This window comes from Pseudomonas sp. PWP3-1b2 (assembly GCF_049896045.1).
Taxonomy (GTDB): domain Bacteria; phylum Pseudomonadota; class Gammaproteobacteria; order Pseudomonadales; family Pseudomonadaceae; genus Aquipseudomonas; species Aquipseudomonas antarctica_B.
The window spans coordinates 1-23,224 of the sequence record NZ_JAFCTN010000065.1; the positions used below are offsets into that span (position 1 = coordinate 1).

The 23,224-nt window shown below is 61.0% G+C and carries 19 protein-coding genes and 1 pseudogene; 6 read left to right on the forward strand and 14 right to left on the reverse strand.

The features are described 5' to 3' along the window. The 8 genes and pseudogenes from rpsA to mtnA form a co-directional block, all read right to left on the reverse strand. A pseudogene (gene rpsA, locus ACP7A2_RS25905) lies at positions 1-203 on the reverse strand (30S ribosomal protein S1); the annotation flags it as partial. A 119-nt stretch (positions 204-322) separates the two neighbouring features. Beyond that, positions 323-1,012 (reverse strand): (d)CMP kinase, encoded by a 690-nt coding sequence (gene cmk, locus ACP7A2_RS25910; RefSeq protein ID WP_003172653.1) that lies wholly within the window; start codon positions 1,010-1,012, stop codon positions 323-325. Beyond that, positions 1,009-3,219, reverse strand: a complete 2,211-nt coding sequence (locus ACP7A2_RS25915) for a bifunctional prephenate dehydrogenase/3-phosphoshikimate 1-carboxyvinyltransferase (protein ID WP_426136650.1) — start codon at positions 3,217-3,219, stop codon at positions 1,009-1,011. Before ACP7A2_RS25915 ends, cmk begins: the two co-directional genes overlap by 4 nt. Positions 3,220-3,247: 28 nt before the next feature. Continuing rightward, positions 3,248-4,360 carry a histidinol-phosphate transaminase gene (hisC, locus tag ACP7A2_RS25920; RefSeq protein ID WP_426136633.1) on the reverse strand — a complete coding sequence of 371 codons (1,113 nt, stop codon included), beginning with the start codon at positions 4,358-4,360 and terminating at the stop codon, positions 3,248-3,250. A 9-nt stretch (positions 4,361-4,369) separates the two neighbouring features. Then, positions 4,370-5,464, reverse strand: a complete 1,095-nt coding sequence (gene pheA, locus ACP7A2_RS25925; RefSeq protein WP_426136634.1) for a prephenate dehydratase — start codon at positions 5,462-5,464, stop codon at positions 4,370-4,372. Beyond that, positions 5,464-6,549, reverse strand: coding sequence for a 3-phosphoserine/phosphohydroxythreonine transaminase (gene serC, locus ACP7A2_RS25930; RefSeq protein WP_426136635.1), 1,086 nt, complete (start codon positions 6,547-6,549; stop codon positions 5,464-5,466). The genes pheA and serC overlap by 1 nt, the downstream gene beginning before the upstream one ends. 243 nt (positions 6,550-6,792) lie before the next feature. Further along, the gene (gyrA, locus tag ACP7A2_RS25935; RefSeq protein ID WP_426136637.1) at positions 6,793-9,447 is read right to left on the reverse strand and encodes a DNA gyrase subunit A; all 2,655 of its coding nucleotides are present in this window, start codon (positions 9,445-9,447) and stop codon (positions 6,793-6,795) included. Between the two features lie 422 nt (positions 9,448-9,869). Then, the gene (gene mtnA / locus ACP7A2_RS25940; RefSeq protein WP_426136638.1) at positions 9,870-10,946 is read right to left on the reverse strand and encodes an S-methyl-5-thioribose-1-phosphate isomerase; all 1,077 of its coding nucleotides are present in this window, start codon (positions 10,944-10,946) and stop codon (positions 9,870-9,872) included. A gap of 110 nt (positions 10,947-11,056) precedes the next feature. On the opposite strand from mtnA, the gene ACP7A2_RS25945 reads away from it, so the two are divergent. The 4 genes from ACP7A2_RS25945 (at position 11,057) to ACP7A2_RS25960 (ending at position 14,744) form a co-directional block, all read left to right on the forward strand. Beyond that, a complete protein-coding gene (locus ACP7A2_RS25945) occupies positions 11,057-12,388 on the forward strand; it encodes a TRZ/ATZ family hydrolase (RefSeq protein ID WP_426136639.1) in 1,332 nt (443 codons plus the stop codon). Between the two features lie 64 nt (positions 12,389-12,452). Then, positions 12,453-13,151, forward strand: a complete 699-nt coding sequence (ubiG, locus tag ACP7A2_RS25950; RefSeq protein WP_122305469.1) for a bifunctional 2-polyprenyl-6-hydroxyphenol methylase/3-demethylubiquinol 3-O-methyltransferase UbiG — start codon at positions 12,453-12,455, stop codon at positions 13,149-13,151. Positions 13,152-13,155: 4 nt separating this feature from the next. Then, the gene (gene mupP / locus ACP7A2_RS25955) at positions 13,156-13,827 is read left to right on the forward strand and encodes an N-acetylmuramic acid 6-phosphate phosphatase MupP (protein ID WP_426136640.1); all 672 of its coding nucleotides are present in this window, start codon (positions 13,156-13,158) and stop codon (positions 13,825-13,827) included. A gap of 176 nt (positions 13,828-14,003) precedes the next feature. Further along, positions 14,004-14,744, forward strand: coding sequence for a YciK family oxidoreductase (locus ACP7A2_RS25960; protein ID WP_348062372.1), 741 nt, complete (start codon positions 14,004-14,006; stop codon positions 14,742-14,744). A 124-nt stretch (positions 14,745-14,868) separates the two neighbouring features. Here ACP7A2_RS25960 and ACP7A2_RS25965 read toward each other — a convergent pair whose 3' ends face one another. Genes ACP7A2_RS25965 through ACP7A2_RS25990 form a run of 6 tightly spaced genes read right to left on the reverse strand, consistent with a single transcriptional unit; the run spans position 14,869 to position 21,031 of the window. Continuing rightward, positions 14,869-16,383 carry an ABC transporter substrate-binding protein gene (locus tag ACP7A2_RS25965; RefSeq protein WP_426136642.1) on the reverse strand — a complete coding sequence of 505 codons (1,515 nt, stop codon included), beginning with the start codon at positions 16,381-16,383 and terminating at the stop codon, positions 14,869-14,871. 1 nt (position 16,384) lies between these two features. Next, on the reverse strand, positions 16,385-17,389 hold the full coding sequence (locus ACP7A2_RS25970) for an ABC transporter ATP-binding protein (protein ID WP_426136643.1): 1,005 nt from the start codon (positions 17,387-17,389) through the stop codon (positions 16,385-16,387). Beyond that, positions 17,386-18,342 (reverse strand): ABC transporter ATP-binding protein, encoded by a 957-nt coding sequence (locus tag ACP7A2_RS25975; RefSeq protein ID WP_426136644.1) that lies wholly within the window; start codon positions 18,340-18,342, stop codon positions 17,386-17,388. Before ACP7A2_RS25975 ends, ACP7A2_RS25970 begins: the two co-directional genes overlap by 4 nt. Then, positions 18,339-19,196, reverse strand: coding sequence for an ABC transporter permease (locus tag ACP7A2_RS25980; RefSeq protein WP_426136646.1), 858 nt, complete (start codon positions 19,194-19,196; stop codon positions 18,339-18,341). Before ACP7A2_RS25980 ends, ACP7A2_RS25975 begins: the two co-directional genes overlap by 4 nt. Further along, positions 19,193-20,140, reverse strand: a complete 948-nt coding sequence (locus ACP7A2_RS25985) for an ABC transporter permease (protein ID WP_426136647.1) — start codon at positions 20,138-20,140, stop codon at positions 19,193-19,195. Before ACP7A2_RS25985 ends, ACP7A2_RS25980 begins: the two co-directional genes overlap by 4 nt. Positions 20,141-20,143: 3 nt before the next feature. Next, positions 20,144-21,031 carry a proline iminopeptidase-family hydrolase gene (locus ACP7A2_RS25990; protein ID WP_426136648.1) on the reverse strand — a complete coding sequence of 296 codons (888 nt, stop codon included), beginning with the start codon at positions 21,029-21,031 and terminating at the stop codon, positions 20,144-20,146. A 183-nt stretch (positions 21,032-21,214) separates the two neighbouring features. Between ACP7A2_RS25990 and ACP7A2_RS25995 the strand changes: the two genes are divergently transcribed. Together ACP7A2_RS25995 and ACP7A2_RS26000 are read left to right on the forward strand one after the other, a co-directional pair. Further along, positions 21,215-21,979 carry a LuxR family transcriptional regulator gene (locus ACP7A2_RS25995; protein ID WP_426136649.1) on the forward strand — a complete coding sequence of 255 codons (765 nt, stop codon included), beginning with the start codon at positions 21,215-21,217 and terminating at the stop codon, positions 21,977-21,979. A 92-nt stretch (positions 21,980-22,071) separates the two neighbouring features. Beyond that, positions 22,072-23,007 carry a proline iminopeptidase-family hydrolase gene (locus tag ACP7A2_RS26000; RefSeq protein ID WP_348062160.1) on the forward strand — a complete coding sequence of 312 codons (936 nt, stop codon included), beginning with the start codon at positions 22,072-22,074 and terminating at the stop codon, positions 23,005-23,007. Positions 23,008-23,224 lie beyond the last annotated feature (217 nt).

The following is a 23,224-nucleotide window of genomic DNA, read 5'->3' on the forward strand; positions in this document are numbered from 1 at the left end:
GCTCTTCCGATCTTAGTCAGGTCACCAGCATCGTTGTAGAACTGTTCCAGCGGGATCAGAGCTTCAGACTTCAGACCAGCGTGAACGGTTACCCAGCGAGCTTGGTAATCGATATCAACGATAACACCGGTGATGATGGAGCCAGCCTGAAGGTTCAGGGTTTTTAGGCTTTCTTCAAAGAGTTCCGCAAAGCTTTCGCTCATTTTAATTCCTGTTGATAAGGGCGAAGAATCCGCCCATCTCCACACCCCAGACGGTGTGGGTCAGTTTCAATTAAAAGAAGCACTACAGGACTATGACTGGTCCCCTGCAGCCTTCTTTGTCACCCGGCGATATCGCGAATGGCGATTTCACTCAGAATGCGTTCCAGCACCTGCTCGATGGACAACTCCGTGGAATCCAGCTGTATGGCGTCAGCCGCCGGCTTGAGCGGGGCTACCGCACGCTGGGTATCACGCTCATCGCGTGCACGGATCTCATCTAGCAGACTCGACAGACTAACACCATCGACTTTGCCCTTCAACTGCAAGTAACGGCGGCGAGCACGCTCCTCGGCGCTGGCGGTCAGGAAAATCTTCAGCGGCGCTTCCGGAAACACCACCGTGCCCATATCGCGGCCATCAGCCACCAGGCCCGGCGGCTCCTGAAACGCTCGCTGGCGCTGCAGCAATGCGTCACGCACGGCCGGCAGCGCGGCGACCTGGGAGGCCCAGGAACCGACTTGCTCATTGCGCAGGTCATCGGTCACGTCGTCACCTTCGAGAATGATGCGTTGGGGATGACCTTCCGTCGCCCCGACGAACTGCACATCAAGGTGCGCCGCCAGCAGCTTCAGGGATTCTTCATTGGTCAGGTCGACGCCATGGTTGCGTGCGGCAAATGCCAGCAGGCGATACAGCGCGCCGGAGTCGAGCAGGCACCAGCCAAGGCGCTTGGCCAGAATGCCGGCGATCGTGCCTTTGCCCGAGCCGCTTGGCCCGTCGATGGTAATCACCGGTGCTTTGATATTCACAATTGAGCCTCTTGGGCAACACGGATGCCAACGTGGGCACACAGTGTAAGAAAATTCGGAAAAGATGTAGCAACATTGGCGCAATCACGGATACGAATCGGCGCCGTCGCCCGCAGGGAAGCCACGCTGAACGCCATGGCAATCCGGTGATCGCCGCTGGCATGCACCTCGCCGCCGCCGATCAGGCCACCGTCAATGATAATCCCATCGGCTGTCGGTTCACACTTCACGCCCAGCGCCAACAGACCATCGGCCATGACCTGAATGCGGTCAGACTCCTTGACCCGCAGCTCTTGCGCGCCCCGCAGCACGGTTCGCCCCTCGGCACACGCAGCGGCAACGAACAGCACCGGAAACTCGTCAATAGCCCGTGGCACCAACGCCTCGGGAATCTCGATTCCCTTAAGCCTCGCCGCACGCACCCGCACGTCCGCGACAGGCTCACCGCCCACTTCGCGCTGATGCTCCAGGGTAATGTCCGCGCCCATCAGCCGCAGAATATCGATGACACCGGTGCGTGTCGGGTTAATGCCGACATGCTCCAGCAACAGCTCGGAGCCCTCGGCAATCGATGCCGCCACCAGAAAAAACGCTGAAGACGAAATATCCCCCGGCACTTCGATATGGGCCGCCGCCAGCGCGTGGCCAGACTCCACCGACGCCGTCGCGCCCTCCACGGCGACCGGATAACCAAAGCCGCGCAACATGCGCTCGGTATGGTCACGGGTCGGCGCAGGCTCGGTCACCGATGTCTTGCCCTCGGCATACAAACCCGCCAGCAACAGGCAGGATTTAACCTGCGCGCTCGCCATTGGCATCGAATAGGCAAGACCCTTGAGCGCTTGCCCGCCCCGAATGGTCAGCGGTGGACGCCCGTCCGGCGCGGTTTCGATCACAGCGCCCATTTCCCGCAGCGGCACGGCCACGCGGTTCATCGGGCGCTTGGATAGAGACGCGTCGCCAGTCAGCACGCTGTCAAAACGTTGTGCCGCCAGCAGGCCGGACAACAGGCGCATCGACGTACCGGAATTACCCAGGTAGATCGGCCCCGGCGCTGGCTTCAAGCCGTGCAAGCCCACGCCATGAATGGTGACGCGCCCATGGTGCGGGCCTTCAATCACCACGCCCATGTCGCGAAACGCCTGCAAGGTCGCCAGGGCATCTTCGCCCTCCAGAAAACCTTCGACCTCGGTGATGCCTTCGGCCAACGAGCCCAGCATGATCGAACGATGAGAGATCGACTTGTCGCCCGGCACCCGGATACGTCCGCTCAAGCGGCCGCCGGGGTTGGCGAGGAACGTCAGGTCATCAGCGCTCACTGCGGTTTCCATATAGGCCCGGCGAGCCAGGATCTTGCTGAAATGTTCACGCGCCACCCGCGCACGGGTGAACACGCCCAATAATTGATGGCCATCGCCGGCATCGACTGCGTCGCGCAAGGCGTCGAGGTCGCTACGGAAGGTGTCCAGGGTGCGCAACACGGCCTCACGATTGGCGAGGAAGATGTCGTGCCACATCACCGGGTCGCTGCCGGCAATCCGCGTGAAATCGCGAAAGCCACCAGCGGCGTAACGGAAGATATCGAGGTTCTCGTTGCGCTTGGCCAGGGAATCCACCAGACCAAAGGCCAGCAGGTGCGGCAAATGGCTGGTCGCCGCCAGCACTTCATCGTGGCGCTCCACCTGCATATGCTCCACATCCGCCCCCAGCTCGCGCCAAAGACGATCCACCACGGCCAATGCTGAGGGGTCCGTTTGTTCGAGCGGCGTCAAAATCACTTTATGGCGACGGAACAGTTGCGCATTCGACGCTTCGACCCCGCTCTGCTCGGAGCCCGCGATTGGGTGGCCGGGCACAAAACGCGCCGGCATACCGCCAAACGCCAATTGCGCCGCACGCACCACGTTGCCCTTCGCGCTACCGACGTCCGTCAGAATCGCCTGGCCAAGGTCCATGCCCGCCAACAACCCGAGCAATTTCTCCATGGCCAGGATCGGCACCGCCAACTGGATCACATCAGCGCCCTGGCACGCGAGCGCCAGGTCTGCCTCACAGCGATCCACCACCCCCAACTCAACCGCCAATTGGCGCGATTGCGGGTCCAGGTCCACACCGACCACTTCGCCACACAGCCCACTTTCACGCAGGCCTTTGGCGAAGGAGCCGCCGATCAACCCCAGACCCACCACCACCAGGCGACCGATCATAGGCACAGCAGGTTGCAATGCAGTGACATCAACCACGAGCCAGAACCTTGGCCAGCGCCTCCAGGAAGCGGGCGTTTTCAGCCGGCAGACCGATAGTGATGCGCAGGTGGTTCGGCATGCCATAGTTGGCGGTCGGACGCACAATTACACCTTCGTGCAGCAGGCCCTGGAAAACCGGAGCCGCCTCTTGGCCGAGGTCGACACAGATGAAGTTGCCCCTGGACGGAATCCAGCCCAGGCCCAATTCACGGAAACCTTCCTGCAGTTGCAACATGCCGGTTTCGTTGATGCGACGACCTTCTTCCAGGTATTCGGCATCCTGTACCGCCGCGCACGCCGCCGCCAAGGCAAGGCTGTTGACGTTGAACGGTTGACGAACGCGGTTCAGCACATCGGCCACTACTGCGCTGGACAAGCCGTAGCCAACCCGCAACGACGCCAGGCCATACGCCTTGGAGAATGTGCGCGATACCAGCAGGTTCGGGTAGGCCGCGAGGAAGTCCAGGCCGTCCGGCAGATCGCTGCCTTCGGCGTACTCGATGTAGGCCTCATCCAGCACCACCAGCACATGCTCCGGCACATCCTGCAGGAAGTCGTTCAGCGCCTGGGCGTCGAACCAGGTGCCGGTCGGGTTGTTCGGGTTGGCAATAAACACCACGCGGGTTTGCGCGTCGATGGCCGCCAGCATGGCCGGCAAGTCATGACCCCACTCCCTGGCAGGAACAACGTGCGCATCAGCGCCGACTGCCAGAGTGACGATGGGATAGACAGCGAACGCGTGCTCGCTGAACACCGCATTCAGGCCCGGCGCCAGGTAAGCACGGCCGACCAGCTCAAGAATGTCGTTGGAACCATTACCCAGGGTGACCTGGTTCAGCTCAACGCGGCATTTTTCTGCCAGCAGGGACTTGAGGGCAAAACCGTTGCCGTCCGGGTAACGCGTCAACTCGGCCAACTCTTCACGAATCGCCGCCAACACCTTCGGGCTCGGGCCCAACGGATTTTCGTTGCTGGCCAGCTTGACGATGTGCTTCGGGTCCAGGTTCAACTCGCGCGCCAGTTCATCCACAGGCTTACCTGGAACGTAAGGCGACAGTTGTTGCACGCCCGGCTGAGCCAGGGCGAGGAAGTTGCCACTCATGTTAAAGCCTCACAAAACCGCTTTCGGGTAAGAGCCCAGCACTTTAAGTGCCACGGCTTCCTGACTGATTTGCTCCAGCACACCTTTAACCAGCGGGTCGCGGTGATGGCCGATGAAGTCGATAAAGAACACATAGGTCCATTTACCGCTGCGCGAAGGGCGCGTTTCGATTCGCGTCAGGTCTATCCCGTTATCGTGGAACGGCACCAGCAGCTCATGCAGCGCGCCGGGCTTGTTGCTCATGGAAACAATGATCGAGGTCTTGTCGTCGCCGGTCGGCGGCACTTCCTGGCTGCCGATCATCAAGAAACGCGTGGAGTTGTCCGGGCGGTCCTCGATTTTCTCGGCCAGGCGCGTCAGGCCGTACAGGCCCGCTGCCATATCACCGGCAATCGCCGCCGAATTCCACTCACCCTTGACCCGCTTGGCGGCCTCGGCGTTGCTGGACACCGCCACGCGCTCCACATTCGGGTAATGCGCGTCCAGCCACTTGCGGCACTGGGCCAGGGACTGAGCGTGGGAGTAGATGCGGCTGATGCTGTCGGTCTTGGTGCTTTCGCCCACCAACAGATGGTGATGAATACGCAGCTCGACTTCGCCGCAGATCACCATGTCGTGCTCAAGGAAGCTGTCCAGCGTGTGGTTGACCGCGCCTTCGGTGGAGTTTTCCACCGGTACCACGCCAAAATTCACTGCACCGGCTGCCACTTCACGGAACACTTCGTCGATCGCCGCCATTGGCTTGCTGATCACCGCGTGACCGAAATGCTTCATGGCCGCCGCTTGGGTGAACGTGCCTTCCGGGCCAAGGTAAGCCACTTTCAGCGGCTGCTCCAGCGCCAGGCACGAGGACATGATTTCACGGAACAGCCGCGCCATCTCCTCGTTACCCAGCGGGCCCCGGTTGCGCTCCATCACGCGCTTGAGCACCTGGGCCTCACGCTCAGGCCGGTAAAAAACCGGCACTTCGCCTTCAGCCAGGGACGCCATCTTCACCCGTGCCACTTCCTGGGCGCACCGAGCGCGCTCACTGATCAGTTCCTGGACCTTTTCGTCCAGGCTGTCGATGCGTACGCGCAGGGCCTTGAGTTCATGCTCAGACATTAGCCGTGTTCCTTTTCGAACTCCGCCATGTAGGAAATCAGCGCGTTGATCGCGTTGATGTCGACAGCGTTGTAGATGGAGGCGCGCATGCCACCGACCGAACGGTGGCCCTTGAGGTTCAGCAGGCCGCGCTCGTCGGCACCGGCCAGGAACGGCTTGTCCAAACGGTCGTCCGCCAGGCGGAACGGCACGTTCATCCACGAGCGATCCGTGAGGTTGATCGGGTTGCTGTACAGGCCGCTGGCGTCGATGAAGTCGTACAGGGTGCGCTTCTTCACTTCGTTGAGCTTGCCCATGGCAGCCACGCCGCCCTGCTCTTTCAGCCACTCGAAGACCAGGCCGGAAAGATACCAGGCGAATGCGGGCGGGGTGTTGTACATCGAGCCATTGTCGGCCGCGACCTTGTAGTTGAGCATGGTCGGGCACAGCGAACGGGCGCGACCGAGCAGGTCTTCACGGATGATGTTGACCAGAATGCCGCTCGGGCCGATGTTCTTCTGTGCACCGGCGTAGATCATGCCGTATTTGGACACGTCGATCGGGCGCGAGAGGATGTCCGAGGACATGTCGCACACCAACGGAACGTCGCCCACTTGTGGCACCCAATCAAATTCCAGGCCGCCGATGGTTTCGTTCGCCACGTAGTGAACGTAAGCGGCGCCCTTCGACAGCTTCCACTCGTTCTGACCCGGAATCGCGAAGTAGTCGTAAGGCTTGGCAGTGCCCGCCACGTTGACGTTGCCGTAACGGGAGGCCTCTTCAATGGCCTTCTGCCCCCAGATACCGGTATCGATATAGTCAGCCGTGCCGTCTTCCGGCAGCAGGTTCAGCGGAATCTGGGCGAACTGCTGGCTCGCGCCGCCTTGCAGGAACAGCACTTTGTAATTGGACGGGATGCCCAGCAAGTCGCGCAGGTCCTGCTCGGCCTTGGTGGCAATGGACACGAACTCATCGCTGCGATGGCTCATTTCCATCACGGAGAGGCCTTTTCCATGCCAGTCGAGGAGTTCACCCTGCGCACGCTGCAGGACTGCTTCAGGAAGCGCCGCGGGACCGGCACAGAAGTTATAGGCTCTCTTGCTCACATCCAATCTCACTCTGATCTGGTGGGGCTGCAATCATGTTCGGCAACAACCTTTTCCTGGAGCGAACCCTTGCGGGAGCTGGCTTGCCTGCGATAGGGGCGCCTCGGTAACACCGTGATACCGCGGCGCTGCCATCGCAGGCAAGCCAGCTCCCACATTGACCGCATCCAGCCAAAGGAGGCGTTATTTCATAAGGGACAAACAACAAGGGGGCGAATCTTCATCCGCCCCCTGTGTGTCCGCTTATTCCTGCGGTTCTTCTTCGTCTGCGGCAGCATCGAGGGTTGGCTCGTCGACGCTGTCATCGCCCGTTGCGATCACCTCGCCTTCAAACTCCTCACCTTCCAGCTCCTCGCCTTCAACTTCTGACGGTTCCTGAACACGTTCCAGGCCGACCAGTTTTTCGTCCTTGGCCAGCTTGATCAAGGTCACGCCTTGAGTGTTACGGCCCAGGCTCGACACTTCAGCCACTCGGGTACGTACCAGGGTGCCCTGGTCGGAAATCAGCATGATCTCCTCGCCATCCAGCACCTGCACCGCGCCGACCAGACGGCCGTTGCGATCGTTGCTGACCATGGCAATAACGCCCTGGCCGCCACGCTTGTACTCCGGGAACTCGGTGATCGAGGTACGTTTGCCGTAGCCACGCGCAGAAGCAGTAAGGATCTGGCTGCCTTCTTCCGGGATCAGCATCGAAATCAGCTTCTGGCCTTCCGGCAGACGCATGCCGCGCACACCACGGGCGGTACGGCCCATGGCACGCACGTCGGATTCCTTGAAGCGCGTTACTTTGCCGCCGTCGGAGAACAGCATGACTTCACGCTCGCCATCGGTGATGGCAGCGCTGATCAGTACGTCGCCTTCGTCCAGCTCCAGGGCGATCAGGCCCACGCTGCGTTGACGGCTGAAGGATTCCAGCGGGGTCTTCTTCACGGTGCCTTTGGCGGTCGCCATGAAGATGAAGTGACCTTCGGTGTACTCGTCGACCGGCAGCATGGTGGTGATGTATTCATCACTGTCCAGCGGCAGCAGGTTGACCAGTGGACGACCACGGGCAGCGCGGGAGGCTTCCGGAATTTCGTAGGTTTTCAGCCAGTACACTTTGCCTTTGCTGGAGAACAGCAGCAGGGTGGTGTGGCTGTTGGCGACCAGCAGGTGAGCGATGTAGTCCTCATCCTTGACGCCAGTAGCCGATTTACCTTTACCACCACGACGCTGGGCCTGGTACGCAGCCAATGGCTGGGTCTTGGCGTAGCCGCCGTGGGAGATGGTCACCACACGTTCTTCTTCCGGGATCATGTCACCCAGGGTCAGGTCGAGGCGCGCATCGAGAATTTCAGTGCGGCGCACGTCGCCGTATTCGGCGCGGATCACTTCCAGCTCTTCGCGGATCACTTCCATCAGGCGCACAGCGCTATTGAGGATGCGGATCAGCTCGCCGATCTGGTTGAGAATCTCCTGGTACTCGGCCAGCAGTTTCTCGTGCTCCAGACCGGTCAGGCGGTGCAGGCGCAGTTCCAGGATGGCCTGGGCCTGTTCCGGCGACAGGAAGTATTTGCCATCGCGCAGACCGTATTGCGGGTCCAGGGTCTCCGGGCGGCACGAGTCGGCGCCGGCACGTTCAACCATCGCCACCACGGCGCTGGATTCCCACGGCATCTTGATCAGCGCTTCTTTCGCTTCCGACGGGGTCGGCGAGGCTTTGATCAGGGCGATAACCGGGTCGATGTTCGACAGCGCAACAGCCTGACCTTCCAGGATGTGGCCGCGTTCGCGGGCCTTGCGCAGTTCGAACACGGTACGGCGGGTCACCACTTCGCGGCGGTGACGCACGAAGGCTTCCAGCAGATCCTTGAGGTTCAGGATGCGCGGGCGGCCGTCGATCAGTGCCACAACGTTGATACCAAACACGCTTTGCAGCTGGGTCTGGGCGTAGAGGTTGTTGAGGATCACCTCAGGCACTTCGCCACGGCGCAGCTCGATCACCACGCGCATACCGTCTTTGTCGGACTCGTCGCGCAGCTCGGTGATGCCTTCCAGCTTCTTCTCTTTAACCAGCTCGGCGATCTTTTCGATCAGACGCGCCTTGTTCAGCTGGTAAGGGAGCTCGGTGATGACGATCTGCTGACGGCCACCGACCTTGTCGATGTCTTCGATCATCGAGCGGGCACGCATGTAAATGCGGCCGCGACCAGTGCGGTAGGCTTCGATGATGCCGGCGCGACCGTTGATGATCGCGGCGGTCGGGAAGTCCGGGCCGGGGATGTATTGCATCAGCTCATCGATGGTCAACTCAGGGTTGTCGATGAGGGCCAGGCAACCGTCGATGACTTCACCGAGGTTGTGTGGCGGGATGTTGGTGGCCATGCCCACGGCGATACCGCTGGAGCCGTTGACCAGCAGGTTGGGAATACGGGTTGGCATGACGGCCGGGATCATTTCGGTGCCGTCGTAGTTCGGCACCCAGTCCACAGTTTCTTTGTGCAGGTCAGCCAGCAGCTCGTGCGCCAGCTTGGTCATGCGCACTTCGGTGTATCGCATGGCCGCAGCGTTGTCGCCGTCGACCGAACCGAAGTTACCCTGGCCGTCTACCAACAGGTAGCGCAAGGAAAACGGCTGGGCCATCCGAACGATGGTGTCGTACACCGCAGTGTCACCGTGAGGGTGATACTTACCGATCACGTCACCGACAACACGGGCAGATTTCTTGTACGGCTTGTTCCAGTCGTTACCCAGCTCGCTCATCGCGAACAGCACACGCCGGTGCACGGGCTTCAAGCCATCGCGCGCATCAGGCAGTGCCCGACCGACAATTACGCTCATTGCGTAGTCGAGGTAGGACTGTTTCAGCTCGTCTTCGATATTGACCGGGAGGATTTCTTTGGCCAGTTCGCCCATGAGAAGCCTGATTCCTTTTTCGGGTGAAACCTCGTCACATCCATATGGGACGAACGAAGCTCGCCGCTGCCGGCAGAGTGCCTGACAACGACTTACGACAAATCAACGAGTTATGACACGGATCTGCACGTTACAGGCAGCCCCTCGGGGCGACCCTGGAAACCGCCGGATGTTATCACAATCGCCGCCACGCACCTATCCCCCTGATGCGCATGGAGGCTAGTAATTTGACGGATGACAGGCTTGAGGGGGACGAGAGGGGCTCAGAGGTGGCTGGGTGCTATTTTTTGAGGGCAAATCCGAGGGTTTTGTTGACTTTACAGGCCAATCGCGGGCAAGCCCGCTCCCACATGTTGAATTGCGATCACCCTAGTGTGGGAGCTGGCTTGCCTGCGATAGCGATCCCCCAGGCGCCAAAGCCCTCAATGCAAGCGCTTACGGCACATCAACCTGGCCAATTTAGCCGTATCCGGCCGCTCCACAATGCCCCGCTCGGTCACGATCACATCAATCAAGTCAGCCGGGGTCACATCAAACACCGGGTTGTACGCACTTACATCAGCGGCAAATCGCTGGCCTGCAACTTCCAGCAACTCACCCGCATCGCGTTCTTCCAGGGCCACGTCATCGCCAGTGGCCATCATCAGATCGAGGGTCGAACTCGGCGCCACCACCATAAAGCGCACGCCATGGTGCATGGCGCACACAGCCAGCTGATAGGTGCCAATTTTACCGATCACATCACCGTTGGCCGCAATGCAGTCGGCCCCGACGATTACCCACGTTACCCCTTTGGTCTTGAGGACATGGGCGCCAGCCGAGTCGGCATTCACCGTCACCGGAATGCCCTCGCCCGCCAGCTCCCACGCCGTCAGCCGCGAACCTTGCAGCCACGGGCGGGTTTCGTTGGCGTAGACCTGCTCAACCATGCCTTCAAGAAACGCCGCGCGAATCACCCCAAGGGCCGTGCCCACGCCGCCCGTCGCCAGCGCGCCCGCATTGCCGTGGGTCAGGATCGCCTGGGCATTGCCCTGGTGCTTGCGGATCAACTCGACGCCCAACTGCGCCATCGTCAGGTTGGCCTCCCGATCACTCTCATGGATCGCAATCGCCTCGGCTTCCAGCACGGCCAACGGGTCGGCGTGCTTTTTAACGCGGTCCAGGCGGTCGCGCATACGCTTCAGCGCCCAGAACAGGTTCGACGCGGTGGGGCGGGAATCAGCCAGCAATGCGTAGTCTTCTTCCCACGCCGCCTGCCAGTCACCGCCCTCGGCGATGCGCTCGCGGGCGGCAAGCACCAGGCCATAAGCTGCGCTGATGCCGATAGCCGGCGCGCCACGTACCACCATCGCGCGAATCGCTGCTGCTACCTCCTCCACCGTGGAGCAGGCCACCCAGCTTTCCCGGGACGGCAAGGCACGCTGATCGAGCAGGTGCAGCGCGCCATCCCGCCAATCGATGGCCTTCACTTTCTCTGCAGCCAACAGTCGGTCGCGCATCCCTAACCCCGCACTCATGAACAAAAGCCGCCGATTATAGCGATCCGCCAGCGGGGACGCTCGGGTATACTTCGCCCTTCTTTTTATAGCTGCCCGGGAAGAAGCCTGCGATGACCTCCACTGCCGCCCCGCTCGACGTGTTGCTGCTGCCCACCTGGCTGGTACCTGTCGAACCTGCCGGTGTGGTGCTCAAGGAGCACGGCCTGGGCATTCGTGATGGGCGCATCGCCTTCATCGGCCCACGGGCTGCGGCCCTCAAGCTGGCGGCGACCGAGGTGCGCGAGCTGCCGGGCATGCTGCTCAGCCCCGGCCTGATCAACGCCCATGGTCACGCGGCGATGAGCCTGTTTCGCGGTCTGGCCGATGATTTGCCGCTGATGACCTGGCTGGAAAAACACATCTGGCCCGCCGAGGCCAAATGGGTCGATGAAGCCTTCGTGCGCGACGGCACTGACCTGGCCATCGCCGAGCAGTTGAAAGGCGGCATCACCTGCTTCTGCGACATGTATTTCTACCCCAAGGTCGCCAGCGACTGCGTGCACAACAGCGGCATGCGCGCGCAAATCGCAATTCCGATCCTCGACTTCCCGATCCCCGGCGCCAGCACGCCGGATGAGGCGATCCGCCAGGGCGTCGAGCTGTTCGGCGACCTCAAGCACCACCCGCGCATCAAGATCACCTTCGGCCCCCACGCGCCCTATACCGTGTGCGATGAAAACCTGGAGAAGATCCGCGTGATCGCCGAAGAACTGGACGCGTCCATCCATATGCACGTGCACGAAACCGCCTTTGAAGTGCAACAAGCCGTCGAACAGACCGGTGAGCGCCCATTGGCGCGCCTGGGTCGACTCGGGCTGCTGGGCCCGCGCTTCCAGGCCGTTCATATGACCCAAATCAGCGAGGATGACCTGGCTTTGCTGGTAGAAAGCAACACCAGCATCATTCATTGCCCGGAATCGAACCTGAAACTGGCCAGCGGCTTTTGCCCGGTGGAGCGTCTGTGGCAGGCTGGGGTCAATGTGGCCATCGGCACCGACGGCGCCGCCAGCAACAATGACCTCGACCTGCTGGGCGAAACCCGCACCGCCGCGATGCTGGCCAAGGCCGTCGCTGGCTCGGCCACCGCTCTGGACGCCCACCGCGCCCTGCGCATGGCTACGCTCAACGGTGCGCGCGCCATGGGCCTGGAAAGCGAGATTGGCTCGCTGGAGGTTGGCAAGGCCGCCGACATCGTCGCCTTTGATTTGTCGGGGCTGGCGCAACAACCGATCTACGATCCGGTCTCACAACTTATATACGCCACCGGACGCGATTGCGTGAAACACCTTTGGGTCGCCGGCAAGCAGTTGCTCGACGACCGGCAATTGACCCGCATGGATGAACAACAGTTGACCGCCACGGCCATTGCCTGGGGCCAACGCATCAGCGGGCAAAGCGACTAACGACGGCGTTGAACGGGCACGTTCAGGGCTGACACACCGATTTATCAGATTTAGAGGATTCACCATGAGCAACGTCGACCACGCCGAAATCGCCAAATTCGAAGCCCTGGCCCACCGCTGGTGGGACCGTGAAAGCGAATTCAAACCGCTGCACGACATCAATCCGCTGCGGGTCAACTGGATTGACGAGCGCGTCAACCTGGCTGGCAAGAAGGTGCTGGACGTCGGTTGCGGCGGCGGCATCCTCAGCGAAGCCATGGCCCAGCGCGGCGCCACCGTGATGGGTATCGACATGGGCGAAGCGCCGCTGGCCGTGGCGCAACTGCATCAGCTGGAATCCGGCGTGAGCGTGGAATACCGCCAGATCACCGCCGAAGACCTGGCTGAAGAGATGCCCGAGCAGTTCGACGTGGTCACCTGCCTTGAGATGCTTGAACACGTGCCGGACCCGTCCTCGGTGATCCGCGCTTGCTTCCGTATGGTCAAGCCCGGCGGCCAGGTGTTCTTCTCCACCATCAACCGCAACCCGAAGGCTTACCTGTTCGCCATCATCGGCGCTGAATACATCATGAAGTTGCTGCCGCGCGGCACCCACGACTTCAAGAAATTCATCCGCCCAAGCGAACTGGGCGCCTGGAGCCGTCAGGCCGGGCTGACCGTCAAAGACATCATCGGCCTGACCTACAACCCGCTGACCAAGCACTACAAGCTGGCCAGCGACGTCGACGTCAACTACATGATCCAAACCCTGCGCGAGGAGTAAGCCTGTGAAGTTGCGAGCAGTTCTCTTCGATATGGACGGCACCCTGCTGGACACCGCTCCGGACTTTATCGCCATCTGCCAGGCCATGCGTGCCGACCGTGGCCTGGAACCGATCAACCCGCAGCACATCCGTGATGAAATCTCCGGTGGCGCGCGGGCAATGGTGGCCGTGACCTTCTCGATGGACCCCGAATCCCCAGGCTTTGAAGCGCTGCGCCAGGAATTCCTCGAGCGCTACCTCAAGGGCTGCGCGATTCACAGCAAACTGTTCGACGGCATGGCGCAATTGCTGGCGGACATCGAGAAATCCAACCTGGTATGGGGCGTGGTCACCAACAAGCCGCTGCGCTTTGCCGAGCCGATCATGCAGCAGTTGGGCCTGGCCGAGCGCTCGGCGCTGCTGATCTGCCCGGACCATGTGAAGAACAGCAAGCCAGACCCGGAGCCGTTGATCCTGGCGTGCAAGATGCTCAACCTCGACCCTGCCAGCGTGCTGTTCGTGGGCGACGACCTGCGCGACATCGAGTCCGGCCGCGACGCCGGCACTCGCACTGCTGCGGTCACGTTCGGCTACATTCACCCGGACGATAACCCACGCAACTGGGGCGCCGATGTGGTGGTGGACCATCCGCTGGAATTGCGCAAGGTGCTGGATAGCGCGCTGTGCAGTTGCTGATGGGTCAGTGACCTCATCCACACCGAGGTCAATGTGGGAGCTGGCTTGCCTGCGATAGCGGTAGGTCAGCCACTGCCGATGGGACTGGATAACCGCTATCGCAGGCAAGCCAGCTCCCACAGGGATTGGATTCCATATTGAGAGCTGTATCACCTTGAATTCTGTCGAGGCTATTTATGTTTGATTACTCCGCACGTCCAGAACTGCTCAAAGACCGGGTCATCCTGGTGACCGGCGCCGGTCGCGGGATTGGCGCGGCGGCGGCGAAAACCTATGCCGCCCATGGCGCCACCGTGCTGTTGCTGGGCAAGACCGAAGCCAACCTGGCTCAGGTGTACGACGAAATCGAAGCCGCCGGCCACCCACAACCGGTGGTGATTCCGTTCAACCTGGAGACCGCCCTGCCCCATCAATATGATGAGCTGGCAGCGATGATCGAAAAAGAATTCGGCCACCTCGACGGCCTGCTGCACAACGCCTCGATCATCGGCCCGCGTACGCCGATCGAGCAGTTGTCCGGCGAGAATTTCATGCGCGTGATGCACGTCAACGTCAACGCGATGTTCATGCTCACCAGCACTCTGCTGCCACTGCTGAAGCTGTCCCAGGATGCGTCGGTGGTGTTCACTTCCAGCAGCGTCGGGCGCAAGGGGCGGGCGTATTGGGGCGCTTATGGGGTGTCGAAGTTTGCGACGGAGGGTTTGATGCAAACCCTGGCCGATGAGCTGGAGGATGTGGCGTCGGTACGCTCCAACAGCATCAACCCAGGCGGCACGCGCACCAGCATGCGGGCGCAGGCGTATCCGGGGGAAAACCCGATGGAAAGGCCAGCGCCGGAAGAGATCATGCCCGTGTACCTGTACCTCATGGGCCCGGACAGTGCTGGCATCAACGGCCAGGCATTCGACGCGCAGTAACCCGTGACACCACAGAAACAAACTGTGAAACCAGGTTTATGTGGGAGCTGGCTTGTTGTGGCGAGCGGGCTTGCCACAACAAGCCCGCTCTCCAAAGGTCTTGTCCCACGCCGGGTTTACAGGCTTAGTTTTTCACCACTTCTTCCAGGGTAAAACGCCCCAGCGGGTTTTGCAGGAAGTTACTCACGTTCTTGCGTGAGATGTTGATGTACGGGCTGTAGTACAGATCAATCCAGTTCACGTCCTGTTTCGCCAGTTTCTGCAATTCAACATACATCTGCTCACGCTTGGCCGGGTCAGCCTCGATCCGTGCGGCGGCCACCAGTTCCTTGACCTTGTCGTTCTTGTAACGGGTCATGTAGTTCTGGTTGGTGTCGTGGCCCAGCACGAAGGTGGTTTTCTGGTCCGGATCAAGAATATCGTTGGTCCAGTACATCACCGAAATATCATATTCACCGTCCACCAGCATCTGCCAGCTCTGGGTCGGGTCGACCTTTTGCAGGTTGGCAGTCACGCCGACCTTGGCCAGTTGATCCTTGATGATCACCGCAATCTGCTCGTCGGCTTCGTTGCCGGCGTTTACCACGTAATTGAGCTTCAAGTCCTTGGCGCCAGCCTCTTCCAGCAGCTTCTTCGCGGCGGTCGGGTCATACGGGCGTTGCAGGTTGTTGGCGTAGTGGTACAGCGAGCCCTTCGGAATGTAGGAATAAGCCACGGTGCCTTGACCGTAAGTGGCGGTCTTGACCAGTGATTGTTTGTCGATGGCCATGTCCAGCGCCTCGCGCACTTCTTTCTTGGCGAGCAGGCCGTGGGCGTGGTTGATCAGCAGGTGATCTTCGCGGGTCGACGGGTCGGAGTGGATCACCACGTTCTTGTCTTTCTTCAGCTCTTCAACCCGGGAAAACGGCACGAAAATCGCGGTGTCGAGTTCGTTGTTCTGCACCATGCGCATGCGCGTGTTGTCGTCAGTCACCGAGACCCACTCCACGCCATCCAGGCTGACGTTTTTGGCCTGCCAGAAGTTCGGGTTCTTCTTGAGGATAACGCGGTCACCCTTGCGCCATTCCTCAACGGTAAACGCGCCGGACGTCACCGGGTTTTCCGAGTAGGCGTCTTCGCCCATTTTGGTCATGGCTTTTTCCGACAGGATAGACACCGTCGGCGACGCCAATTGCGAGAGGAAGGCTACCGCCGGGGTTTTCAGGGTGACCACCAGGGTTTGCGGGTCAGCCGCCTTGGCAGTATCGATCAAGCTGAACGGGTCACTCCACAGCGAGGCCTTGTTGTCACGAATACGCAACAGGCTGAACGCCGCATCCTCAGCAGTGATCGCCGAGCCGTCAGAGAACTTCGCGTCACGCAGCTTGAAGGTGTAAGTCAGGCCATCCTTGGAAATATCCCAGCTTTGCGCCAGGCCCGGTTCCATCTTGGTGCCCAGGTTATCCACGCGCACCAGGGTGTCGTAGACGTTGGCGAACACCCAGGTGTCGCGGTTCTGCGCGCTTTTGATCGGGTCGAATGTGGTGCTGTCTTCACGGCAGCCGATGGTCAGGACACCGGCAGCCTGGGCCAAACCTGCGGTCAGCGACCACGCGGTGAGCGTGGCGGCGGCGAGTAACTTCAAGTGGCGCGATTGCATGTCATAACTCCTTGTTCATGAATGGCAGAAGTGGGTTAAGCAGGGGTTCTTCAAGCACGCAACTGTACCGATGCTCGTGCAGAAAATGGGTAGGCGGCAACACCACGGAACACATCGGCCGCGCATGCCGACAACGCGGGTGAAAGGCGCAGCCAGCAGGCAAATTCAGCGGGCTCGGCGGCTCACCGGGCAAAGGTTCTGCAGGCAAAGGCCGGTGCGGATCAATCTCGGGAATCGCTTCGATCAGCGCCGCCGTATACGGATGACGCGGCGAGGTAAACACCGCCTCCACCGGGCCTTCTTCGACGATCTTGCCCAGGTACATCACCGCCACGCGGTCACACAGGCGGCGCACGATGGCCAGGTCGTGGGCGATAAACAGGATCGCCAGGTTCATGCGCTGTTGCAGTTCCAGCAGCAGGTTGATGATCTGGCCCTGAATCGACACATCCAGCGCCGCCACGCATTCATCGGCGATGATCAAGCGCGGCTCCACCGCCAGCGCCCGCGCGATGCCGACGCGCTGGCACTGGCCGCCGCTGAGGGAGCCGGGTTTGCGAGTGGCCAATTCGGGGCGCAGGCCCACCAGGTCGAACAGTTCGTTCACCCGCGCCGGGATTTGCTCCGCGCTGACCTTGCGCTGCACCCGCAGCACTTCGGCGAGGGTTTCGCCGATGGTGTGGCGCGGGTTCAGCGCGGCGTAAGGGTCCTGGAATATCATCGCGGTTTCGTGACGCAGCCGCGCAATGTCGATGGGGCTGGCGTGGGCCATGTCGATGCCGTCGAACAGCACCTGCCCGGCGCTGATGGGGTTGAGGTGAAGAATCGCCCGGCCCAGGGTGCTTTTACCGCTGCCGGACTCGCCGACCAGTCCCAGGGTTTCGCCTGCGGCCAGGTTCAGCGACACGCCGTTCACCGCCCTCACCCACTGTTTGTTCAGGCCGAAAAAACCTGTGCCAGCGGCAGCAAAGCGCACCTCCAGATCCTTGATTTGCAACAGGCTCATGGCTGCGCTCCCAACGGATAGTGGCAAGCCACGCGCGTGCCTTCCGGCAGCACCTGCGTGCACAGCGCACCCACCTGCGGGCAGCGCGGATTAAAGCGGCAGCCGGCGGGCAACGCATCCAGCAACGGCGGTTGGCCGGGGATAGTGCGCAGCAAGGCGTGACCGCTGCTGCGGGCGGGCTGGCAATCGATCAGGCCAGCGGTGTACGGGTGCTGCGGATGAGCGAGCAAGTCGTACTTGCTGCCGTGCTCGCACAGGCGCCCGGCGTACATCACGGCGATGGAATCACAGGTTTGCGCCACCACGCCGAGGTCGTGGGTGATCATGATGATCGACAGGCCGCGCGTGTCGCGCAAATCCAGCAACAGGCGCAGGATTTGCGCCTGCACCGTCACGTCCAGCGCCGTGGTTGGCTCGTCGGCGATCAACACGTTAGGGTTGCAGCCCAACGCCACAGCGATCATCGCGCGTTGACGCATGCCGCCGGAAAACTCATGGGGGTAATTGTCGACCCGCGCCTGCGGGTCGGGAATGCCGACCTGACGCAGCACATCAATGGCTTGCAGGCGCGCGTCTTTTTTCGACGCACCTTGATGCAAACGAATGCCCTCGGCGATCTGGTCACCGATGCGCATCAAGGGGTCGAGGTGGCTGCTGGAGTTCTGGAAAATCATGCCCAGTTGGCCGCCACGCACCGCGCGCATACCGGCCTCATCCAACTGCAACAAGTCTTTACCGGCCAGGTGCACAGAACCGCCCTGCACCCGCAGATGCTGCGAAGGCAACAACCGCATCAACCCGCGACACGCCAGGGTCTTGCCCGAACCGCTCTCGCCGACCAGGCCAAGAATTTCACCTTCGGCAAGGTCGAAGGACACGCGGTCAACCAGGGTGATATCGCGCCCGGTGTTATTGGCGATCACGCTGAGGTCGCGCACTTGCAGCAGGCTCATACGCGATCCCCCAGCACTTGCGCGACACCATCGGCGAGCAGGCTGAAACCCATGGCCAGGGTCACAATGGCCAGGCCCGGAAAGGTGCAGATCCACCACGCAGTGGTGATGAACGCTTGCCCTTCGGCGACCATCGTCCCCCACTCGGCCGTCGGCGGTTGCACGCCCAGGCCCAGGTAGCTCACGGCGGCGCCATTGAGCAGCACCAGCACCGCGTCAGACATGGAAAACACTATCGAGCCAAACATCGCATTCGGTAACAAATGCCTGAACAGAATGCGCCCATGGCCGAAGCCCAGGCTCTTGGCGGCCAGGGCAAATTCGCTCTCCTTGAGCACCAGGATCTGCGAGCGGATCAGCCGCGCATACGAGACCCAGCCCACCAGCGCCATGGCGATATAAAAACTCTTCAAGCCCGGCCCGAGGATGGTCATGATCGCCAGCATCAGCACCAGAAACGGAAAGGCCAGGATCACGTCGATCACGCGCATGCAGAAGCTGTCGAAACGCCCGCCAATGTAGCCGGACACGGCGCCAACGAAGGTGCCGATCATGAACGGAAAAATCACGCCAATCACGGCCAATTGCAGGTCAATCCGCGCGCCCCAGATCACCCTCGAAAGAATATCCCGGCCGTAGTTATCGGTGCCGAATGGATGGGCGAAACTGGGCGCCAACAAATTAAAATCGGTGTTCTGCGCAATGGGGTCATAGGGCGCGACCCACGGCGCGAACAGCGCCAGAGCGAACCACGCGAAGAGGATCAAAACGCCCCACGCTGCCGTCAGTCGACCGTTGCGAAAACCAAACCGCAGGCGCAAACGCCAGGGTGCATTCAATGGGCGCGTGCTCATTGCATTTTCACTCGCGGGTCCAGGGCGACCGTTGCCACATCAGCCAGGAAGTTCACCACCACGGTCGCGCAGGCCAGCACCATCGCTACGCCTTGAACCACCATGTAATCGCGCGTGAAGATCCCGCGCACCAGCAACTGGCCGATGCCGGGAATGGCGAACAGGCTTTCGATCACCACCGTGCCGCTGATCAGCCAGCCAATATTCACCGCCAGCAGGTTGACCGCCGGCACCAAAGAGTTGGGCAGCACATGGCGGCGGAACACGGCGGCCTCCGACAACCCGCGCGCCCGCGCAGCGGTGACGTGGTCAGCCTGCAATTCCATCAACATGCTTGCGCGCAAGTTGCGCACCAGCACCGCCGAGAGCGCCAACGCGATGGTCAGGCACGGCAGCACCATGTGATGGGCCTTGTCGATAACAGTGCGTCCGTAACCGGACACCGGGAACAAGCCCCACTGCACACTCAGCAACAGAATCAGCATCAAGCCCAGCCAAAACGCCGGCATGCCCAGGCCGACTGTGGTGAACACGCGGATCAAATTGTCCGCCCAGCCGCCTTTATTGCGCGCGGCCACCGTGGCCAGCGGCACCGCGATCAACAGCGCCAGCACCACGCTGCCGAGCACCAACACCAGGGTCGGCTCGATGCGGGTGACGATGAGTTTCAAGGCGTCGACTTTATAAAGCAGTGATTGGCCGAGATCGCCCTTGAGCAGGTTCTTGAGGAAGTAGAAATATTGCAGCCACAGAGGCTGGTCGAGGCCGTACTGGGCGCGGATTTTCAGCAAGGCGTCCGGCGTGCTGCGCGCCCCCAGCAGCGCACGCGCCGGGTCGCCGGGAATCGAGCGCACCAGCACAAAGGTGATCAGGCTGATGCCAAACAGCACCGGCAGCAATTGCAGCGGCCGGGACAGCACAAAACGATAACGCGCCAGGTTCATCCGTCAGCCCCGGTGACGCGCGAGGAAGTCCAGCAGCACCGGGAAGTACGCTTGGGGCTCCTCATAAAATGGCATGTGGCTGCTGTTGGGAAACACGTGCAGTTCGGCGTGCTTGGTCGCCAGTTTCATGCGCTGGGCGCAGGCCGGAGTGAGTTCGTCGTGCTGCCCGGTGGTGATCAGCATCGGCATCTTGAACTCGGCCATCTCCTTGAGGCGGTTCCAGTCCTTGAGGTTGCCGATGTAGAGGAATTCGTTGGGGCCTTGCATGGTTTCGTATGGGCCCATGTTCCAGTCATCGAGAGAACGTTTGACCGGCGCGGGCCACTCGTCCAGGCGGCAGACGTGGCGATAGTTGAGCAAGGTAATGGCGGCCTGGTACTGCGGGTGATCAAGCGTGCCCATGGCTTCGTGGCGCTGCATCATGGCCACGGTTTCGCTGCCGAGGGCGCCGCGCAGGCGTTCGAGTTCTTGAGAAAGGTGCGGAATGTCGCCGACGGTGTTTTCCAGGATCAGGCTTTTCAGCGCGTCGGGGTAATGGATGGCGTACTCGATACCGAGCCAGCCGCCCCAGGAATGCCCCAGCAAATGCACGCGGCCCAGGCCCAGGGCTTGGCGCACGGTTTCGACTTCTTCGACATAACGGCCGATTTCCCACAGCGAAACGTCGGTCGGTCTGGCTGATGCGCCGGTGCCAAGCTGGTCGAATGCAACCACTCGCAGGTTATGGTCCTTGAGCCAGCCATGGGCGTCGCGCAAGTAGTCACACGGCAGGCCCGGCCCGCCGTTGAGACACAGCAGCACCTCATCGCCCTCGCCAAAGCTGTAGACCACGAGGTTATGGCCGTCGACTGTCACGTTGTATTGCTGGTCGGGGGCAATTTCACGCCACATGCATACATTCCTTGTGTTGTATCGGCCTGGCAGGCAGCGGCCGTTTATCAGGCCAACACTACCGAGGATGCCGTGCGTCCATAACCTAGTATTTCTTATAGGTTTGGCCTGGCAGTCCTTCGCCGGGGCGTGGCATTCTACTTGCCGCAAGTCGAGATTCAAATGAATTCGGGAGCAGAACGGATGCTGGCCAAGCTAACTGCCTTCAATAGCCGTCTCATGCCGGGCAGGAGCCTGGATGAGCAGATGGACAATACGTATATCCTCGCCCAGCAGTTGGGCTTCGATGCGCTGGTGTACGACTACACCCCGGTGCCGATCGACCATGACGGCGCCCTTATCACGCCTTCGGTGCTGGAACTGCGTAACACCCCCACCGACTGGCACGCCTTATGGTGCAGCGAAGGGTTTTACCAGATCGATCCAGTGCAGCACCTGGCCCTGAGCACGGTGTCGCCGTTCGTATGGTCCTACGAGGCAAAGGCCGAGACTGCGCTGCAAAAGATCATCGACCCGTGCCACGCGCCGGTGTCCTCTTATCTGCATGAACGCCAATTAACCTGCGGCGTCAGCGTGCCCATCCACCTGCCGCGCGGTGGTTTCGCCTCCCTGACCGGCCTGCGCACCGGCAAGGCGCAAACAGTATTGAAGGATGCGCAGCACACCCTTGCTGATTTCAGCCTGATTACCCACGCGTTGCAGGAAGCGGCCTACCCGTTGTTCAGCAAAGAGCTACGCACCTACCCGCATATTCACCTGACCAAGCGCGAGCGCGAATGCCTTAAATGGGCCGCCGACGGCCTGACCGCCGCCGACATCGCCACGCAGTTGAGCCGCTCCCTGGCAGTGGTCACCCTGCACCTGGCCTCAGCGATGCACAAACTGGGTGCCAAAAATCGTGTTCAGGCCGTGGTACGCGCCACCCATTACCGCCTGCTCGAAGATTGAGCGTCGGTAAAACCTAGCTGTTTTGCTAGTTACCTAAATTTCCCCCGCCGATTATCGTGTCCCTGATCCTTTTTTTCAGAGCAGGGCACGAAATGGAATTCATCGAAAAGATCCGCGAAGGCTATGCGGCGTTTGGCGCCTACCAGACCTGGTACCGCGTCACCGGCGACCTGGCCAGCGGCCGTACTCCGTTGGTGATCATCCACGGCGGCCCGGGTTGCACCCATGACTACGTCGACGCCTTCAAGGACGTCGCCGCCAGCGGCCATGCGGTGATTCACTACGACCAACTGGGCAACGGCCGCTCCACGCACCTGCCGGAAAAAGCCCCATCCTTCTGGACCGTAGGCCTGTTCCTTGAAGAATTGAACAACCTGCTGGACCACCTGCACATCAGTGATAACTACGCGATCCTCGGGCAATCCTGGGGCGGCATGCTCGGCAGCGAGCACGCCATTCTGCAACCCAAGGGCCTGCGCGCGTTTATCCCGGCCAACTCCCCAACGTGCATGCGCACGTGGGTCAGCGAGGCCAACCGCCTGCGCAAATTGTTGCCCGAAGGTGTGCATGAAACGCTGCTCAAGTACGAAGAGACGGGCGACTACCAAAACCCTGAATACCTGGCCGCGTCGCGGATTTTTTATGACCAGCACGTGTGCCGCGTCAATCCGTGGCCGGAAGAAGTGGCACGCACCTTTGCCGCCGTGGACGCAGACCCCACGGTGTACCACGCCATGAGCGGGCCGACCGAGTTTCACGTGATCGGCAGCTTGAAAGACTGGAACGTGATTGGCCGCTTATCGGCAGTCAACGTGCCGACACTGGTGATTTCCGGGCGCCATGACGAGGCCACGCCGTTGGTGGTGAAGCCGTTTCTTGATGAGATTGCTGACGTACGCTGGGCGTTGTTTGAAGACTCCAGCCACATGCCCCATGTAGAAGAGCGCCAGGCGTGCATGGGGACCGTGGTGAAGTTTTTGGATGAAGTGTGTTCGGTGGGGCGAGCGCAAGAACGTAAGGCTGGGTGAGTTGTGTTGTGGTTTTTTTGGGTACATATCCGTTGCGGTAACGGCTGAGTAGGGTTCCGCTCTTACAGCGGCGCTGGCTGTTGTGGGAGCTGGCTTGCCTGCGATGGCATCAACTCGGTTTGCCTGAGGTACCGAGGTGTCTGCATCGCAGGCAAGCCAGCTCCCACAGAGAAGCTCAACAGTGTGTGGAGGTATTGAAGTTGTACTCGGTCAGAAG

Coding starts and splice junctions, on each gene's coding strand:
- ACP7A2_RS25970 (WP_426136643.1), bottom strand. CDS start 17,389: ATGAGCCTGTTGCAAATCAAGGATCTGGAGGTGCGCTTTGCTGCCGCT.
- ACP7A2_RS25960 (WP_348062372.1), top strand. CDS start 14,004: ATGTTTGATTACTCCGCACGTCCAGAACTGCTCAAAGACCGGGTCATC.
- ACP7A2_RS26000 (WP_348062160.1), top strand. CDS start 22,072: ATGGAATTCATCGAAAAGATCCGCGAAGGCTATGCGGCGTTTGGCGCC.
- pheA (WP_426136634.1), bottom strand. CDS start 5,464: ATGTCTGAGCATGAACTCAAGGCCCTGCGCGTACGCATCGACAGCCTG.
- ubiG (WP_122305469.1), top strand. CDS start 12,453: ATGAGCAACGTCGACCACGCCGAAATCGCCAAATTCGAAGCCCTGGCC.
- ACP7A2_RS25915 (WP_426136650.1), bottom strand. CDS start 3,219: ATGATCGGTCGCCTGGTGGTGGTGGGTCTGGGGTTGATCGGCGGCTCC.
- ACP7A2_RS25975 (WP_426136644.1), bottom strand. CDS start 18,342: ATGAGCCTGCTGCAAGTGCGCGACCTCAGCGTGATCGCCAATAACACC.
- ACP7A2_RS25965 (WP_426136642.1), bottom strand. CDS start 16,383: ATGCAATCGCGCCACTTGAAGTTACTCGCCGCCGCCACGCTCACCGCG.
- gyrA (WP_426136637.1), bottom strand. CDS start 9,447: ATGGGCGAACTGGCCAAAGAAATCCTCCCGGTCAATATCGAAGACGAG.
- ACP7A2_RS25945 (WP_426136639.1), top strand. CDS start 11,057: ATGACCTCCACTGCCGCCCCGCTCGACGTGTTGCTGCTGCCCACCTGG.
- ACP7A2_RS25995 (WP_426136649.1), top strand. CDS start 21,215: ATGCTGGCCAAGCTAACTGCCTTCAATAGCCGTCTCATGCCGGGCAGG.
- ACP7A2_RS25985 (WP_426136647.1), bottom strand. CDS start 20,140: ATGAACCTGGCGCGTTATCGTTTTGTGCTGTCCCGGCCGCTGCAATTG.
- ACP7A2_RS25980 (WP_426136646.1), bottom strand. CDS start 19,196: ATGAGCACGCGCCCATTGAATGCACCCTGGCGTTTGCGCCTGCGGTTT.
- ACP7A2_RS25990 (WP_426136648.1), bottom strand. CDS start 21,031: ATGTGGCGTGAAATTGCCCCCGACCAGCAATACAACGTGACAGTCGAC.
- hisC (WP_426136633.1), bottom strand. CDS start 4,360: ATGAGTGGCAACTTCCTCGCCCTGGCTCAGCCGGGCGTGCAACAACTG.
- mtnA (WP_426136638.1), bottom strand. CDS start 10,946: ATGCGCGACCGACTGTTGGCTGCAGAGAAAGTGAAGGCCATCGATTGG.